14 protein-coding genes and 2 tRNA genes are annotated in these 16,191 nt (G+C 55.1%); 7 read left to right on the plus strand and 9 right to left on the minus strand.

The features are described 5' to 3' along the window. Window positions 1-119: 119 nt before the first annotated feature. Together fadA and fadB are read right to left on the minus strand one after the other, a co-directional pair. Window positions 120-1,295 (minus strand): acetyl-CoA C-acyltransferase FadA, encoded by a 1,176-nt coding sequence (fadA, locus tag D777_RS05030; RefSeq protein WP_036129298.1) that lies wholly within the window; start codon window positions 1,293-1,295, stop codon window positions 120-122. 33 nt (window positions 1,296-1,328) lie between these two features. Next, window positions 1,329-3,476, minus strand: a complete 2,148-nt coding sequence (fadB, locus tag D777_RS05035; RefSeq protein WP_036129299.1) for a fatty acid oxidation complex subunit alpha FadB — start codon at window positions 3,474-3,476, stop codon at window positions 1,329-1,331. Window positions 3,477-3,940: 464 nt separating this feature from the next. Here fadB and D777_RS05040 point away from each other — a divergent pair, with 464 nt between their 5' ends. Together D777_RS05040 and D777_RS05045 are read left to right on the plus strand one after the other, a co-directional pair. Continuing rightward, window positions 3,941-4,762: a hypothetical protein gene (locus D777_RS05040; RefSeq protein WP_036129300.1), complete on the plus strand. Its 822-nt coding sequence runs from the start codon at window positions 3,941-3,943 to the stop codon at window positions 4,760-4,762. A gap of 146 nt (window positions 4,763-4,908) precedes the next feature. After that, entirely contained in the window at window positions 4,909-5,340 is a 432-nt protein-coding gene (locus D777_RS05045) for a universal stress protein (protein WP_036129302.1), read from the plus strand. Window positions 5,341-5,383: 43 nt separating this feature from the next. Here the strand turns inward: D777_RS05045 and D777_RS05050 are convergent, their stop codons facing one another. The 6 genes from D777_RS05050 to D777_RS05075 all read right to left on the minus strand — a co-directional run bounded on the left by D777_RS05050 (window position 5,384) and on the right by D777_RS05075 (window position 10,544). Beyond that, window positions 5,384-6,052 (minus strand): DUF6901 family protein, encoded by a 669-nt coding sequence (locus D777_RS05050; RefSeq protein ID WP_036129304.1) that lies wholly within the window; start codon window positions 6,050-6,052, stop codon window positions 5,384-5,386. After that, window positions 6,049-7,995: an ATP-binding cassette domain-containing protein gene (locus tag D777_RS05055; protein ID WP_036129306.1), complete on the minus strand. Its 1,947-nt coding sequence runs from the start codon at window positions 7,993-7,995 to the stop codon at window positions 6,049-6,051. Before D777_RS05055 ends, D777_RS05050 begins: the two co-directional genes overlap by 4 nt. Window positions 7,996-8,003: 8 nt before the next feature. Next, complete coding sequence (locus tag D777_RS05060) at window positions 8,004-8,798, minus strand: MOSC domain-containing protein (RefSeq protein ID WP_036129308.1); 795 nt, start codon at window positions 8,796-8,798, stop codon at window positions 8,004-8,006. A gap of 136 nt (window positions 8,799-8,934) precedes the next feature. Continuing rightward, window positions 8,935-9,010, minus strand: a tRNA-Gly gene (locus tag D777_RS05065). A gap of 85 nt (window positions 9,011-9,095) precedes the next feature. Next, complete coding sequence (locus D777_RS05070; RefSeq protein ID WP_051668942.1) at window positions 9,096-9,833, minus strand: TetR/AcrR family transcriptional regulator; 738 nt, start codon at window positions 9,831-9,833, stop codon at window positions 9,096-9,098. A gap of 108 nt (window positions 9,834-9,941) precedes the next feature. Beyond that, entirely contained in the window at window positions 9,942-10,544 is a 603-nt protein-coding gene (locus D777_RS05075) for a DUF924 family protein (RefSeq protein WP_036129310.1), read from the minus strand. A gap of 53 nt (window positions 10,545-10,597) precedes the next feature. On the opposite strand from D777_RS05075, the gene D777_RS05080 reads away from it, so the two are divergent. The 3 genes from D777_RS05080 (at window position 10,598) to D777_RS05090 (ending at window position 12,088) form a co-directional block, all read left to right on the plus strand. Then, complete coding sequence (locus tag D777_RS05080; RefSeq protein ID WP_036129312.1) at window positions 10,598-10,969, plus strand: sirohydrochlorin chelatase; 372 nt, start codon at window positions 10,598-10,600, stop codon at window positions 10,967-10,969. Window positions 10,970-10,997: 28 nt separating this feature from the next. Then, window positions 10,998-11,903, plus strand: coding sequence for a TIGR01777 family oxidoreductase (locus D777_RS05085; protein ID WP_036129314.1), 906 nt, complete (start codon window positions 10,998-11,000; stop codon window positions 11,901-11,903). Between the two features lie 109 nt (window positions 11,904-12,012). Next, a tRNA-Glu gene (locus D777_RS05090) sits at window positions 12,013-12,088 on the plus strand. Window positions 12,089-12,132: 44 nt separating this feature from the next. Here the strand turns inward: D777_RS05090 and ccoM are convergent. Continuing rightward, window positions 12,133-12,285, minus strand: a complete 153-nt coding sequence (gene ccoM, locus D777_RS18330) for a cytochrome c oxidase subunit CcoM (RefSeq protein WP_201443330.1) — start codon at window positions 12,283-12,285, stop codon at window positions 12,133-12,135. Window positions 12,286-12,525: 240 nt separating this feature from the next. Here ccoM and D777_RS05095 point away from each other — a divergent pair, with 240 nt between their 5' ends. Together D777_RS05095 and D777_RS05100 are read left to right on the plus strand one after the other, a co-directional pair. Further along, entirely contained in the window at window positions 12,526-14,946 is a 2,421-nt protein-coding gene (locus D777_RS05095) for a bifunctional diguanylate cyclase/phosphodiesterase (RefSeq protein ID WP_036129316.1), read from the plus strand. A 21-nt stretch (window positions 14,947-14,967) separates the two neighbouring features. Continuing rightward, the gene (locus tag D777_RS05100; protein WP_036129319.1) at window positions 14,968-16,164 is read left to right on the plus strand and encodes an acetate/propionate family kinase; all 1,197 of its coding nucleotides are present in this window, start codon (window positions 14,968-14,970) and stop codon (window positions 16,162-16,164) included. Window positions 16,165-16,191 lie beyond the last annotated feature (27 nt).

Consider the following 16,191-nt stretch of genomic DNA (forward strand, 5'->3'; position numbering starts at 1 on the left):
GGTTTCGTTTGTGGTTTTTTTTCGCGATGCGAGCCTGCAAATGGACTCCTGGCCCAAATAGAAAGGCCCGGCATGATGCCGGGCCTTTCTGGACAGCGTTTCCTATTCCGTAACGGAAATCAGAGACGCTCCCACACAGTGGCAATGCCCTGACCCAGACCGATACACATGGTGGAAACACCATACTTACCGCCCTTGGCTTCCAGAACATTCACCAGGGTAGTGGAAATACGGGCACCGGAGCAGCCGAGCGGATGGCCAAGGGCAATCGCACCGCCGTTCAGGTTAACCTTCTCTTCCATAACACCCAGCAGTTTCAGGTCCTTCAGGACCGGCAGAGACTGCCCCGCAAACGCTTCGTTCAGTTCCCAGAAGTCGATATCTTCAACTTTCAGGCCTGCGCGCTTGAGCGCCTTCTTGGTTGCCGGAACCGGGCCGTAACCCATGATTGCGGGATCACAGCCAGCGACCGCCATGCTCACGATGCGGGCACGCGGCTTCAGGCCAAGGGCCTCGGCACGTTCAGCAGACATCAGCACCATTGCAGCAGCACCGTCAGTCAGCTGAGAAGAAGTACCAGCTGTCACTGTACCGTTCTTGGGATCGAATGCCGGACGCAGCTGACCCAGGGACTCGGCAGTGGTCTCGGGACGAATAGTCTCGTCTTCCTCGATCAGCGCCTTGAAGCCATTTTCATCGTGACCTTCAATGGGAACGATTTCGTTCTTGAAACGGCCTTCGACAGTGGCTTCGTGGGCCAGACGGTGAGAACGCGCGCCAAACTCGTCCTGCTGCTCACGGGTAATACCGTGCATCTTCGCCAGCATTTCTGCAGTCAGGCCCATCATGTTGGAGGCTTTCGCAGAATACTTGGAAGCTGCCGGGTTGTGGTCAAAGCCTTCAGTCATGGGTACATGCCCCATGTGCTCGACACCACCGACCACAAACACATCACCGTTGCCGGTCTGGATTGCCTGAGCCGCAGTGTGGATCGCGGACATGGCAGAACCACACAGGCGGTTCACTGTCTGAGCTGCGGACTCATGCGGGATACGGGTCAGCAGGGAAATCTGCCGCGCCACGTTAAAGCCCTGCTCTTTGGTCTGGTTCACACAGCCCCAGATAACGTCTTCTACTTCTTTCGGGTCGAGCTCAGGGTTACGCTCGAACAGTGCCTCGATCAGGGCAGCCGACAGGGTCTCCGCACGCACGTTGCGGAAACATCCGTTTTTGGCACGACCCATCGGAGTCCGCACGCAATCGACGACGACAACGTCTCTCGGATTAAGGCTCATAGATCTTTCTCCGTTCGGAAATCTCGTTCAGGGTTAGCCAAAGAACTTCTTGCCAGTCTTGGCCATTTCACGCAGCTTCTCGGTCGGATGGTACAGAGGACCAAGATCTGCATACTTGTCTGCCAGCTCGACGAACTTGTCTACACCCATGTCGTCGATGTAACGCAGGGCGCCACCACGGAACGGCGGGAAACCGATACCGAAGATCAGGCCCATGTCGGCGTCGGCCGGAGCCTCAACGATACCGTCTTCCAGGCAGCGAACTGTTTCCAGGCACAGAGGAATCATCATACGGGCGATGATTTCTTCTTCGTCGAAGTCCTTCTGACCCTGAACAACAGGCTCGATAAGCTTGTAGGTTTCTTCGTCTACAACCTTCTTCTTCTTGCCTTTGCGATCCAGTTCATACTTGTAGAAACCGAAGTCGTTCTTCTGACCGTAACGGTTGTTCTCGAACATAACGTCGATGGAGGACTTGTTCTCATCCTTCATACGATCCGGGAAGCCTTCAGCCATCACTTCGTTGGCGTGCTTCGCGGTATCCATGCCAACAACGTCCAGCAGGTAAGCCGGGCCCATCGGCCAGCCGAACTTCTCCATGACCTTATCGACTTTCTGGAAGTCGGCTCCATCGCGTACCAGACCGGCAAAGCCACCGAAGTACGGGAACAGAACACGGTTTACCAGGAAGCCCGGGCAGTCATTTACAACGATCGGCGTCTTGCCCATGGCCTTGGCGTAGGCAACGGTGGTCGCGATGGCGCGATCACTGGTCTTCTCGCCACGAATAACCTCAACCAGCGGCATCATGTGTACCGGGTTAAAGAAGTGCATGCCACAGAAGTTTTCCGGACGCTTCAGGTTCTTGGCCAGAAGGTTGATGGAAATCGTAGACGTGTTGGAGGTCAGAATCGCGTCCTCACGAACCTGATCTTCGGTTTCACGCAGAACAATGTCCTTGACCTTCGGGTTCTCAACAACGGCTTCAACAACCAGATCAACGTTCTTGAAGTCACCGTAGTTCAGAGTCGGCGTGATGCTGTTCAGAACATCCGCCATCTTGTCTGCCTTCATCTTGCCTTTGCTGACGCGTTTGGTCAGCAGGCCCTTGGCTTCCTTCAGACCCAGGTCAATACCTTCCTGGGCGATATCCTTCATCAGGATCGGGGTGCCTTTCAGTGCAGACTGGTAGGCAACACCACCACCCATGATGCCGGCGCCCAGTACGGCGGCCAGTTTCACATCAGAGGCTTCCTTCTCCCAGGCGCTGGCTTTCTTTTTCAGAGCCTGGTCATTCAGGAACAGACCGACCAAGCATGCAGCCACGTTGGTCTTGGCCATCTTGGCAAAACCTTTGGCTTCAACCTCGATTGCCTTGTCACGGGTCATGCTGGCATGTTTCTGCATGGTCTTGATGGCTTCGACCGGCGCAGGATAGTTCTTGCCAGCTTTACCACCAACGAAGGCCTTGGAGATCTCAAATGCCATCATGCTTTCCATGGCATTCAGCTTGATCTTGCCCTTTTTCTCTTCACGACGAGCCTGGTTGTCCAGCTTGCCTTCGTTGCACTGATCAATGATCGCAACAGCCGCCTCAACCAGTTTGTCGGCTTCAACGACGGCATCAACTGCGCCGATCTTGAGGGCGGCGTCAGCGCGGTTCTCAGTACCACCACAGATCCACTCGACAGCGTTATCCACGCCGACCAGACGTGACAGACGAACGGTACCACCAAAGCCCGGGAAGATACCCAGCTTAACTTCTGGCAGGCCAACCTTGGCTTTCGGAGCCATTACCCGATAATCGGTCGCGAGGCACATTTCGAAACCACCACCGAGCGCGATACCGTTGATTGCGGTAACGGTCGGGAACGGCAGGTCCTCAACGGCGTTGAAAACTTCGTTAGCCTTCAGGTTGTTGGCTACCAGATCTTCTTCCGGCCCTGCGAACAGGTCGGTAAATTCTGTGATATCAGCACCAACAATGAAGCTGTCCTTGGAGCTGGTTACAACCAGACCCTTCAGGTTATTCTGCGCCTTGATGGCGTCGGTAGCGGCACCCAGCTCTTCAATAGTGAGACGGTTGAACTTGTTCACTGACTCGCCCTGCAAGTCAAAGTTCAACTGAGCGATCCCGCCTTCGATCTCTTTAACCGTGATGGCTTTACCTTCGTAAATCATCAACTGATCTCCAGTCTGTGTTTGGAACTGCTTCCAGGCCCTGGGCGTACTGGTAGATACGCACTCCCCGAGCCTGTTTGTGCAGCGAGATTTCGGTCACTGCCCGATCAATCGATCCAAAATTCATACAGTCGTTTGAATCGTGAGGGCACACGATGAAAAAAAAACGGGCGTTTGTCAATTTGTTTCTTACCTAAGGGGCGCAAAAGTCTCCGCTGCATCGGAGGCGCCGAAAGAGAGGACTGCGAGATTTCTTGTAGTTCAGCGGCGTAGATCATACACCGCAGATAAAACCGGAACTTCGTCACGTAAATTTAATAGATATTTACAGTTATCGCCCGGGAAGCCGGCAAAACCGCTTGATTGGCCGACCCAGTTACTTTAACTTCGATCTACGACTTTGGTCCACAAACATTAGGGACTTTGGGTCAAAAACAATAAAACGCACTACGGAGAAGCATCCGATGAATGACACTCGCCTTCGGGTCCAATCGCTGGTCGCAGCCCTGATCCTTCTGGCCCTGACCTCCCTCGGCGCCCGCGCCCAGGAAACACCTGGTGGCTTTCTCTCCGATCTGCACACATTCCGGATCAGCAACTACATGGCCCTGGACGCCTACTACCGGTTCAGCGCCAGTGGCGACACCAACACCCTGAACGAGATTGTTGCCGGTATCAATGCCGCCAACGACGCGATGAACACCGTGGCAGGTAGCACCAGCGGCATCCTCTCCGAAGAGCAGGTCGAGTCGCTCAATAAAGAATTCGATACGTTCAAGGGACTGATGCGCGATAACATCAATGATGTTCGCAAGACGGGCTACCCGGACCTGCGACTAGTATCCGATATGGCAAACCAGGCGCTCGGCATGAACAACATGGCCACCGAGCTTTATCAGGTTGCGCAGGACAGTAGCCAGACCGAGACAAGCCCGCGCATTGAGGCGGCCCGTATGGCGGCCGTTAAAATGGCACAGATGATGGCCAAGTATTCCGCCCGCACCAATTCCTCTGTTTCTCAGACGTTCCAGGGGTCCTCCACCGAAACGCCGCTGGATGAGCAGGCTCGGGAGTTCGACGAACTGCTCGAAAAAGTCAAAAAAGGCAATGGCTCGAACCGGGAACTCAAAGCAACCATCGAGGATGTCGCTTCGAAATGGCTGTTTATCCGGAAGTCCTATATCAACTATAACGAGAACAACGTCAGCTTCGTTATTGACCGCTACTCAAAAGGCATTCTCGAAGGCCTTGCTACCACCATCACGCTCCTCGAAGAAACCGCCTGACTGTCATGCCTGGCGGGCGTAATTGCCCGCCATTCCTCATATTTTCTCGCCCGTTTGTTGATACCCGTCAGTTTCACACTACACTTTTGGGATTAGATTTGGAGTACTATCCTTGTATCAAGCCCGTTTATTAAAGGAGTGAAACGATGTCCGCCTTCAACAAAATGCTTGTTGCCATCGACCTGACCGAGGAGGCCCCTCAGGTTCTGAACAAAGCGAAGGCCATGAGCGAGGCACATAATGCCGAATTATTGCTGGTTCATGTTGTTGAACCCGTTGGTTACGCCTATGGCGGGGACATCCCGATGGACCTGACTGAACTTCAGGACCAGCTTGACAAGGCTGCTCACGAGCAGCTTGAGAGCTACGGCAACCAGTATGGCGTACCGAAAGACCAGCAGATGGTGACCGTTGGCCGGCCAGAGTCCGAGATACATCGCATCGCCAAGGAACAGGGCGTGGACCTGATTGTTGTGGGTAGTCACGGCCGTAAGGGCTTTCAGCTGCTCCTCGGCTCAACCGCGAACGGTGTGCTTCACGGTACGGAGTGTGACGTACTGGCTGTGCGAATCAATTGACACGATAGAAACTAAGAGCCCGGAGCCTTGGCTCCGGGAGCTCCTACTCTTCCCCGCTGATTTTCGCTTCAAGTTTTCTCAACTGGCTTTCCAGCGAAAAACTGACGCTCGACGCCATCGAAAAGAAATTAAGTAACGCTTTCAGGTTGCTATCACCCTGACAGACCGAATGTATTCGCTGCCACAATGCCTGATTGACCAGCTGAAGCCGTTGATTGCGCTCCACCAGACCCTTGAGGTCCCAGTCTGGCTCTTGATGATGGCGCTTGGCGAAGTATTGCTGGAGCAGATAGTAACCGACGCTGCGCATGATAAATTCGTCTGAACTGGCGAAAGGCAGGTGATGGATCGCCATGGGCTTGAGTTCCGCCAGCACGGGACAGCCACTGGTGGCCATTTTCAGACCCAGCAGCGAACGTAGCGCCTCTTCCAGCGTGGTTTCTTTGCGATAAGTTCGCCTCTCGTCAGTAACAACCACTTCGACACGCTGGTAGGCATCGTCCGCCTGAAACGCCTCGACAACGGGCAGTATCTCGGTCGCGGCAGGGCAATGCTGCACGTCCGCCGATTTCAATGGGCAGTTCGAGCACTGACAATGCTCTAGCCTCGTCCAGGCAGGCAGCTCTTTATCGTTCCGCCTGGCTGGCTGATCCGTGACCCGAAACTCAACGGTCCTGCCGTTCTGAAACCTGAAATCGTAGTTTACGTTCATCCGCTCGCCTGTTCTTCCAACTCCATCCACCTTTCGATCACCTGCTCCAACTGAGACTCCTTCTCTGCCAGAGATTCCAGTGTGCTCGATACCTCATTCGGTGGGCCTGAATAGAAATCAGCCGCTGATATGACGTCGTGCAAATGAGCGATTTCCTGCTCCAAAGCCTCAATCTGCGCGGGCAATTTCTCCAATTCAAGTTTAAGCTTATAGCTTAGCTTTGCGGGTTTTCTTTTTGTCGACTCATCCACAGCTTTCGGGGATTTAACAACTGGTTCGGCGTTGTCGCCAAATGCGGCTTTAGTGCCCGCCCTGTCCTGCCGGTCCGGTCGATTGCCAGTTTTCTCGGAGGGGAAACAGCCACCCTGACGGCGCCAGTCACTATAACCACCTACATATTCGCGAACCCTGCCCGTTCCGTCCAGAAAGAGCGTTTCAGTGACCACATTATCGAGGAATTCCCGGTCGTGACTGATGACGATCACCGTACCTTTGAACTCTGAGAGTTGTTCTTCGAGTAACTCCAGCGTCTCAACGTCAAGATCGTTAGTGGGTTCGTCCAGCACGAGGATGTTGGCAGGCTTACTGAAGAGTTTTGCCAGCAACAGGCGAGCCCTCTCCCCACCGGAAAACACGCTGACGGGTGATCGCGCGCGCTCCGGCGTAAACAGGAAGTCCTGCAGGTACCCCAATACGTGCTTTCGCTGACCATTGATGTCGATAAATTCCCGACCTTCCGCCAGGTTATCCAGCGCATTGCGCTCCAGATCAAGCTCACCACGCAACTGATCGAAGTAGGCGACCTCAAGGTTGGTGCCGAGGCGAATCTTTCCTTCCGTCGGTTGCAGGTCACCGAGCAGGAGCCTGACCAGCGTTGTCTTACCAGTGCCATTTTCGCCAACGAGTCCAATCTTGTCACCGCGAAGCACCGTGAGGTTCATGCCCTTGATAATCTGAGCCCCGCCGCTCCAACCAAAACCGGCGTCAGCTGCTTCTACGACCAGCTTACCGGACCGCGCTGCGTCTTCGACGGCAAAACTGGCCGTTCCCGACCGAACCCGGCGCTGACGGTGCTCCTCCCGCATAGCCTTGAGAGCCCGCACGCGCCCCATATTCCTGGTACGACGGGCCTTGATCCCCTGCCTGATCCAGGCTTCTTCCTGCTTGAGGCGCTTGTCAAACAGGGCATTTTGACGCTCCTCCTCCTCGAGCGCCTTTTCTTTCAGATCCAGGTAACGTTCATAAGTCGCTGCGAAACTGACCAGCTGACCACGGTCCAGTTCGACAATACGAGTTGCCATACGGCGGATGAAGGCCCGGTCGTGACTGACGAACAACATCGCTCCCCGGAACTGTCCGAGGGCTTCCTCCAGCCAGGCTATTGCCGGCACATCGAGGTGGTTGGTCGGTTCATCCAACAACAGGATATCCGGATCAGCAACGAGCGCCCGGGCGAGGAGTACACGGCGCTGCCAGCCACCGGACAGGGTGTTCAGGGTACAATCGGGATCAATACCGTATTGCCCTAGAATCGTGTTTACCTTCTGATCCAGACGCCAGCCATCCAGGGATTCGAGACGCTCCTGAACCTTCATCAGGCGTTCCAGGCTGACCTCGTCGGCCTGCTGCGAGAGACGGTGAAACTCGGCAAGCAATTCGCCAGTCTCTGGAAACGCTCCGGCAACCACATCGTAGGCCCGACGCTTGTCATCAAACGGAAGGTTCTGGGGTAACACCGACAACACGGATCCGTCTTCGAGCCTTACCACACCACCATCCGGCTCTACCTCGCCGGCAACGATCTTTAACAGCGTAGACTTTCCTTCACCATTTCTCCCGAGCAGGCAAACTCGCTCTCCCGGTTCAATCACCAGTGACGCATGGTCAAGTAACGGGTGCATCCCGAAGGCGAGGGATACGGAATCCAATGTTAATAATGGCACCTTCGAACTTACTCCTTATCGATAATTGAAACGGTATCGCCGACCTGCACCATGCCAGCCGATTCATGGATCGCGTTCATACCAAAGATGACGCCCTCCTCCGTTTTACGGAATCCTGTCAGCGTTCTCAGGGGCTGCACGCCGGGATCTTTGGTGCCTGCGTCGGGGTCAACCGTTGTCATGACACATCGGGAACAGGGCTTCACCACGCTAAAGCGAATTCCGCCAATGTCCAATGCCCGCCAGTCGTCTTCGCTCCAAGCCTGAGCCCCATCAAGAACGATGTTGGGTCTGAAGCGGCGCATTTCCACAGGCTGCTCCAAGCGATGATTCAAGTCATCCAGCGATGAACTGTTGGTGATAAGAAAGGGAAACCCGTCGGCAAAACTGACCCGTCTGCGGTCAGACACCCGCGCTACGTCCACCTGGCGAAATGAGTCGTCCGGCATGAATACAAACCTGAACGCCTGACCACAGTACCGACTCAGGGCCTCACTCGCGTCAGCGCTACCAATGCGGGCAAGTGCCCAGTCTCTCCAGACCTGCACGCGTACATCTTCGACTGTCGACATAAGAGGAAAGCGACCTTCACCGGGTATATCAACGATGACCCTGCCGTCGACGAATGATGTCTTGATCCGCGCCAACTCGGGGTATTTGCGCTGGGTGACAAAGTGGCGGTCGTCATCAATAATCATCCAGCGGCGGTCACCCGCCGGACCGAAGTCATCCAGCTCGAAACTCTGTACCTGGATGCCAGCCAAGGATTTGACCGGATATACCCAAAGTGCCTGAACGTTCATTTCCACCGGCCTCCAAACGCCCTGAAATAAGGTGATAAGGCAGCAGAGTATAACTGACGGCGAGGTCCGAAACCGACATTACAAAGGCGAAAAACGAAAAAACCCGGACTCTTTCGAGACCGGGTTTTCTGGAATCTGGAGCGGGAAACGAGATTCGAACTCGCGACCCCAACCTTGGCAAGGTTGTGCTCTACCAACTGAGCTATTCCCGCTTTGCTGACGGTTGATGCCGACAACGGAGGCGTATTTTACGGATCAGATCCCCGTCGTCAACAACTTTTCTTTGTTTTTTTCGATTCATCTATCTCCCACACCGAGCGCAAGATCCACAATACGCTCGACGGCCCTGGCCAGGGTGCCATCATCATCTCCGGGGACACCAAGCATCAGATCGTAGCCCATACCCAGTACAACGTGCACGATCAGAGAGGCGTCTTGCGTGGCGGACGGCGAATCAAGTTTCTCAAGCAACTCTGCGAGACCGGACACCCAGGACTTTCGGTACCGTCTGGCCAACCGTGAGAGACGATCATCCCGCAAGGCCTCAATAAGGAATGCCTGCTCGGCAAGCAGGTAAGCCCTTCGGTCCCTGAACTGGGTTTCCAGGTAAGCGGTAGCCACAGACGCCAAACGTTTTGCGAGCTGCGGTCTCTCCGGACTGGTGCGGAGACGCATCTCCGGAGACAGGCTGTCCAACAACACCTGTAGCGTGTCATAGAATGCCCGAACCTGCTCTCCCGCTTCTTCGGAAAACAGAATAAAGGCGTCATTGAGCAATTCATCAATGTCGCGGAAATAGTAGGTTGTTGCAGCCAGCGGCACATCCGCTTCGCGGGCAACGGAACGATGCTTGACGGCCCGAACGCCATCGCGCGCCACAATCCTCAGCGCCGCTGACAGAATTTCCTTCCGGCGCATTTCGCCTTTTGCCCGGGCTCCGCGACGCCCCCTGTATTCCTCGGCAAACTTGGACGCCGCCTGATTCGCAACAACGTAGTCCCGATCTGCCTGTGTCCTCCCTCTCATGTCGGCCATGCCTTCGATCCGTCATTAATAGTTCTGGTGTGAACCTCCGATTATGGAGAACGAAACCAGGGCAAACGTTGAACGGATCGGCAGAAATTCCCGCGAAGGTACCTTGCGTCATTGTCCGAATCGGCGTCCTCCCTTCAGATACGCCAACTCTTCTGGAGTCGAACTCCGACCCAATGCCCGGTTACGGTGGGGAAAGCGCCCAAATTGGTAGATAATGTCGCGATGATCACGGGCGGCCTCCACAAAGCTCCCCATGAACTCTCCCAGAACCCCATCATTTGCAGACGCCAACTGCTCATAACACTCGACCGATAGGTCCTGGTCATTTTTGCGCTCCGAGTGCTGCAACGGCATGTAAAGAAACGCCCTCTGCACCGGCGGTAATGCCATGTCGTACCCTTTCTCCATTGCCTGCCGACACAGGATCCGCGCCTGCCCGTCCTGATCGAAGGCCAGGGCCGCGCCTCGATAGATGTTTCGCGAAAACTGATCAAGCAGGATAATTTCCGCCAGGCACCCCCCAGGTTCCTTACGCCAATGCGATATTCCGTCTTCGGAGGCGAACAACACCATGGACAAAAATCGGCGGCGGATTTCCTGATCAAACTTCCGATCCGAACGAAACCATCGGTTCCGGTGAAAACTGTCGGGCAGCCCCTGGCTATCCAATTCTCCAAACCAGAAATCCAGAATCTCTTTCCAATCGAACATTCACGCACACCTTGTTATGTTTAAGACTCAGAACCGACGAATCAGGAGCTTTAATGAACCACCGCATTATTCTGTTGGCCCACGGTAGCAGTGACAAGCGCTGGTGCGACACCTTCGAGCAACTGGCCAGCCCGACACTCGACGCCGTCCCGGATTCCAGAATCGCCTATATGGAGTTGGCAGAACCCTCCCTTGATACCATCATTACAGAAGGTACTGCTGAAGGCGTCAGCCAGTTCACGATTGTTCCACTTTTTCTTGCGGCCGGCCGACACCTGCGCAAGGACGTGCCTGCGATGATATCGGAACTGGAGAAAGCCAATGGGGTGACGATAAAACTCGCACCTCCCATTGGCGAAAACCCGCTACTGGGTCAGGCGATTCGCGATCTCGTCCTTCAACAGCTGGACACCTCGGCAACGTGACTCCGCTTGAGTCTCGAGGAGGCGCATCATGAGTAAAACCGTATTGGTTACAGGGGGCACGGGGTTCATCGGACAAGTTCTATGTCGTGAGCTTCTCGCCCGGGGCTACGCTCTAACCGTCCTTAGCCGTCAACCCGACGACCAGGTCAAGGCAATCTGTGGCAGGGTCAAATCTGCGTCCAGCCTAAAGGAACTTGAGTCACGCAGTGGTTTCGATGCCGTCATTAACCTCGCCGGCGAGGGTATTGCCGACAAACGCTGGAGCAAGGCGCGAAAAAAAGCTTTGAGGGACAGCCGGATTCTGCTGACAAAGGAACTGGTGAGCGTCATCCGCGGCTGGGATCACTTGCCAGAAGTGCTCGTCTCGGGATCGGCGGTTGGCTTTTATGGTGACCAGGGAACCTCAACGGTTACCGAAGAAACGTCGCCCCACGACGAATTCACTCATCAACTCTGCCACGACTGGGAGTTGGCCGCCAGAGATCTGGAAAAGGACGGCGTTCGGGTTTGTATTTCACGAACGGGTGTCGTCGTGGGCGCCAACGGTGGGTTTTTAACCCGGATGATCCTACCATTCAAGCTCGGTCTTGGCGGAAGACTCGGCACAGGTCAACAGTTCATGCCCTGGGTTCATAGAACGGACGTGGTTCAGGCGCTGATCTGGATGCTGGAAACGCCGTCAGCGAAGGGTGCGTTCAATGTGGTGAGCCCGCAACCGGCGACCAATCAGGAATTTACCCGTCAACTGGGCAAGGTACTCCACCGGCCAACCCCATTCCCGGCACCCGGCCCCATTCTGCGAATAGCTCTTGGAGAGATGTCGCGGTTGCTGCTCACGGGACAACGGGCCATCCCGAAGAGGCTGAAGGACGCTGATTTCAATTTCAGGTATGCAGATTTGTCGTCTGCTCTTGAGGACGCGATTCGCGGTTGAACCTCCTTGCGGCTTCCAACGAAAAATAATTTAAAAAATCGTTGACACGCCCAGGAGGCTTACTTAATATACGCGCCACCTCGACGAGGCAAGGTTGAGAAAACGTTGCGTCCCCTTCGTCTAGTGGCCTAGGACTCCGCCCTTTCACGGCGGCAACAGGGGTTCGAACCCCCTAGGGGACGCCAATTTTTCCTACCGTATCTATCAGGAGCCCGCAGGCTCCCTGATATCAGACCGGTTTTCCAGAGTGCTTTTCCTTCTTCCTGCTCTGCGGGCCATGAGCCTTCTGGTCTTTCATTACGAATACCCCTACCCCGACGAAAAAGCCTACGATCAGCAATACAGTCACGATCCCGGCAATCACCACAGCGTCCATATACATATCTGTTTCCTCCTACCTGCAACTTTTCAATACGCTCAGGTTACGCCGCTGCCTCCCGTGGGGTATTGACCTACATCAAGCCCAAAGCGTCCCTGAAGATACGCAGAAATACTGAACCCGAACACATTTCTCTCGGTTTTTCCTGCATTTGCAAGGCATTCGCAACAAACTACTGCTATAGTCGGAAGGTGATGATTTATCCGCTTTTTTCCATAGGACTGGGTGGCGAACTCTTACGACATGCCAAAACTGTCGACGCGCTTACAACGTTTTCGTAAAGGGTCTCCCCTTTCTTTCCGTTTGCTGGCCTGGATACTGCTATTCAGTTCAGTCTTTACGCTGATTACGTCGGCCTTTCAGATTTACTCCGACTATCGAAAAGACATTTCCCAGATTGATAAACGAATGGCGGTGGTTGAATCCGGCTATGCATCCAGTCTGGCGCGCAGTCTGTGGGCACTGGATCAGAAACTGCTCCAGACCCAAATGGAAGGGATCCTGAGTTTACCGGATATCGTTCACTTGCGGCTGAGAATCGAACCGGATTCCGAACTGGTCATGGGAGAGATACCCCGCGAATCCGAAACGACCGTCCACAGCTTCGACCTGATTCATGAGGGCGATGAAACGTTCAAGCTCGGTGAACTTACCATCACCGCGGACCTTGCCCGCGTCTATCAGGAAATGGAACGTAAGGTCGGCATCATCCTTGCCACCCAATTCCTCAAGACCTTCCTAGTCTCCATTCTGATCATCTGGATATTCCAGCATTTTGTGACCCGCCACCTCACCACAATGGCGAATTATGCACGTGATTTTTCTCTGCAAAACCTTGCGCGCCCTCTGGTTCTCGACCGCCCCCACACTCCGTCCAATGAGTCAGACGAACTGGGTAAGGTCACCGATGCGATTAACCAGATGCGGGAGCGCCTGAACGACGATATCGGGCGTCAGGAGCGGGATGCTGCAGAAATCCGGAAGTTCTCCAAAGCCATCGAACAGAGCCCGTCGTCGGTTCTGATCTGTGACCGCCAATGGCGTATCGAATTTGCCAACCAGAAATTCAGCCAGCTCACCGGCTACGATGCCCAGAGTATCATTGGCAAACATCCCGGCGCGCTTGGAGAAAATGACCTCGACAATCGCGAAAGCCGGCATCTATGGCAATCCATCCGGCTGCAGGTGCAGCGGGTCGGCGTCTGGCAGGGCGAGGTCAACAGCGTTCGCAAAAACGGTGAGCGATTCTGGGAACAACTCATCGTTACGCCCATCAAGGATGGCGGCGGTGAAACCACCGGCTACCTGATACTTGGCGAGGACATCAGTATCCGGAAACGCTACGAACAACAACTGCTCAGACAGGCCAACTATGACATCCTGACGGGCCTGCCGAACAGAATGCTGGCCCTTGACCGCCTGAAACTCGCACTGGCCCAGGCCCGCCGGGAAAACTCACAAGTCGGGGTTATGTTCCTGGACCTCGATAACTTCAAACACATCAATGACACCCTGGGCCACGATGCCGGCGACAACCTGCTCATCGAGGCCGCGCGTCGTATTTCAAGCTGCCTCAGGGGCACCAGTACCGTCGCCAGACTTGGTGGTGACGAATTTCTGGTAATTCTACCCGGGCTTACCGGATCCGATGCTTCATCCCAGGTTGCAGACCGGATCCTCAAGACCTTCTCACCGCCCTACATCCTTAACGGGCAAGAGGTCTTTGTCACCACCAGCATCGGGATCTCCGTATTCCCGACCGACTCGGACAACAGCGGCACCCTGCTCCAGCATGCAGACGCAGCCATGTACCAGGCAAAACACAAGGGCAAGAGTGCCTACGCTCATTTTGCGCCGGAAATGACGGAAGTGTCCCACGAACGACTGCAAATGGAATCGAGAATGCGGCGAGCTCTCGAGCTCAACGAGTTCGAACTCAATTTCCAGCCCATTGTGGACACCGATTCCGGCAACCTCGTCGCAGCGGAAGCCCTTCTTCGCTGGAATAACCCTTCCATGGGCATGGTCATGCCGGATCGGTTCATTCCGCTTGCTGAAGAAACCGGACTGATTATCCCAATTGGCGAATGGGTATTGCAGGAAGCCTGCCGCGCAGCCGTCACCTGGAAAGAAACGACGGGGCGGGACATCGGTATTTCCGTCAACGTGTCGCCCCGGCAGTTCAGGGATCCGGGCTTTACCAGTACGGTATTGAATGCCGTCTCGTCGTCTGGCCTGAACCACAATCAACTGGAACTGGAGATCACCGAAAGGCTGATTCTCGATAACTCGATCGAAACCGCCGAGATTCTCCGGCAATTGGACGATGCCGGCGTTCGCCTTTCCGTTGATGACTTCGGCACGGGGTACTCAGCATTGAGCTATCTGAAGAGCTACCCCTTCGACACACTCAAGATCGATAAATCCTTCGTGCAGGATGTGATGAAAGAAGCCGAAGATGCCTCTCTCGTCCGGGCAATCATAAATATGGCCCATAGCCTCGGACTGAGCGTGATTGCTGAGGGCGTAGAAGAAGAAGCACAGACTCACTTCCTGAAACAGGAAGGGTGCGACTATTCCCAGGGCTACTTTTACAGCCGGCCACTTCCCACTGAAGACTTTGAAACCTGGCTAAAAACCACCCAACGCCTGCAACAGGCTTGAACCACCCGGATAAAGATGTCGATGGATGACACGATACTTGTGGTCAATTGCGGCAGCTCATCACTAAAGCTGGCACTGTTTGACCAGAACCACAAACCTCTTGCCTCTGCACTGGCAGAACGCCTGGGCGATCAGTCCCCCCATGCTCGAATTGGCGACGGCGGAGCCCCGGTAGCCCTGCCGCCCGGCGCAAACCACGAACAAGCACTGGAGGCGCTGATCCGCGCTTTCCAGGATCGCGGGTTAATGAGTTCACAGCCCTCAGCCGTTGGCCATCGCGTCGTCCATGGCGGCGAGACCTTCCGGCATTCCGCGCTCATTGACGATTCAGTTCGTGACGCGATCAGCGAATGCTCAGGCCTTGCTCCGTTGCACAATCCGGTCAACCTGACCGGAATCGACGCCACCCGGGCGCTTTTCCCCTGGGTTCCACAGATCGCGGTCTTTGACACCGCCTTTCATCAAACCCTGCCCCGAAAAGCGTTTCATTATGCCGTACCTGAATCCTGGTATCGTGACTGGGGCGTGCGGCGTTATGGCTTCCACGGTACCAGCCATAAGTTCATGAGCCAGGAGGCCCCCAGACTGCTTGGGCGCACGCCAGCCGCCACCTCCATCATCTCTGCGCATCTGGGCAATGGATGCAGCATTACGGCAATCCGTGATGGTGTCAGTGTCGACACCAGCATGGGGCTGACACCACTTGAAGGCCTGGTCATGGGTACTCGCAGTGGCGACGTCGACCCTGGCCTTTTCGAATACCTCGCCACTAAGGGACTGACCGCTAAGCGGGTCCATAAAGCCCTTAATGGCGAAAGTGGCCTGCTTGGTATTTCCGGCCAGACGAACGACATGCGCTCGCTTTGTGAACTGGCCGACCACGGACACGAGCCATCCAGCCTGGCCATCGACATATTCTGTTTCAGGTTGGCCAAATATGTCGGGGCCATGATGACCTCCCTGAAGCAATTGGACGCGCTGGTCTTCACCGGTGGCATTGGAGAAAACAGCGCCCGGATACGGCAACAGACCCTCGAAAACCTCGAAATCCTGGGATTTGTGGTAAACCCGGAAGCAAACAAACACCACGGGCGCCTGAGTGACGGTCACATTGAAGACAGCACGTCGCGTTTTCCAATACTGGTGATCCCCACCAATGAAGAGCTTGTTATTGCCCGGGAAGCCGCCCGATTCGCCAACCGCTCCGGCTCCGCATAGTTCGGGATTTCAATCAGGAACGACACC

The sequence above is a fragment of the Marinobacter nitratireducens genome, from assembly GCF_000708045.1.
In the GTDB taxonomy this organism is placed as follows: Bacteria; Pseudomonadota; Gammaproteobacteria; order Pseudomonadales; family Oleiphilaceae; genus Marinobacter; species Marinobacter nitratireducens.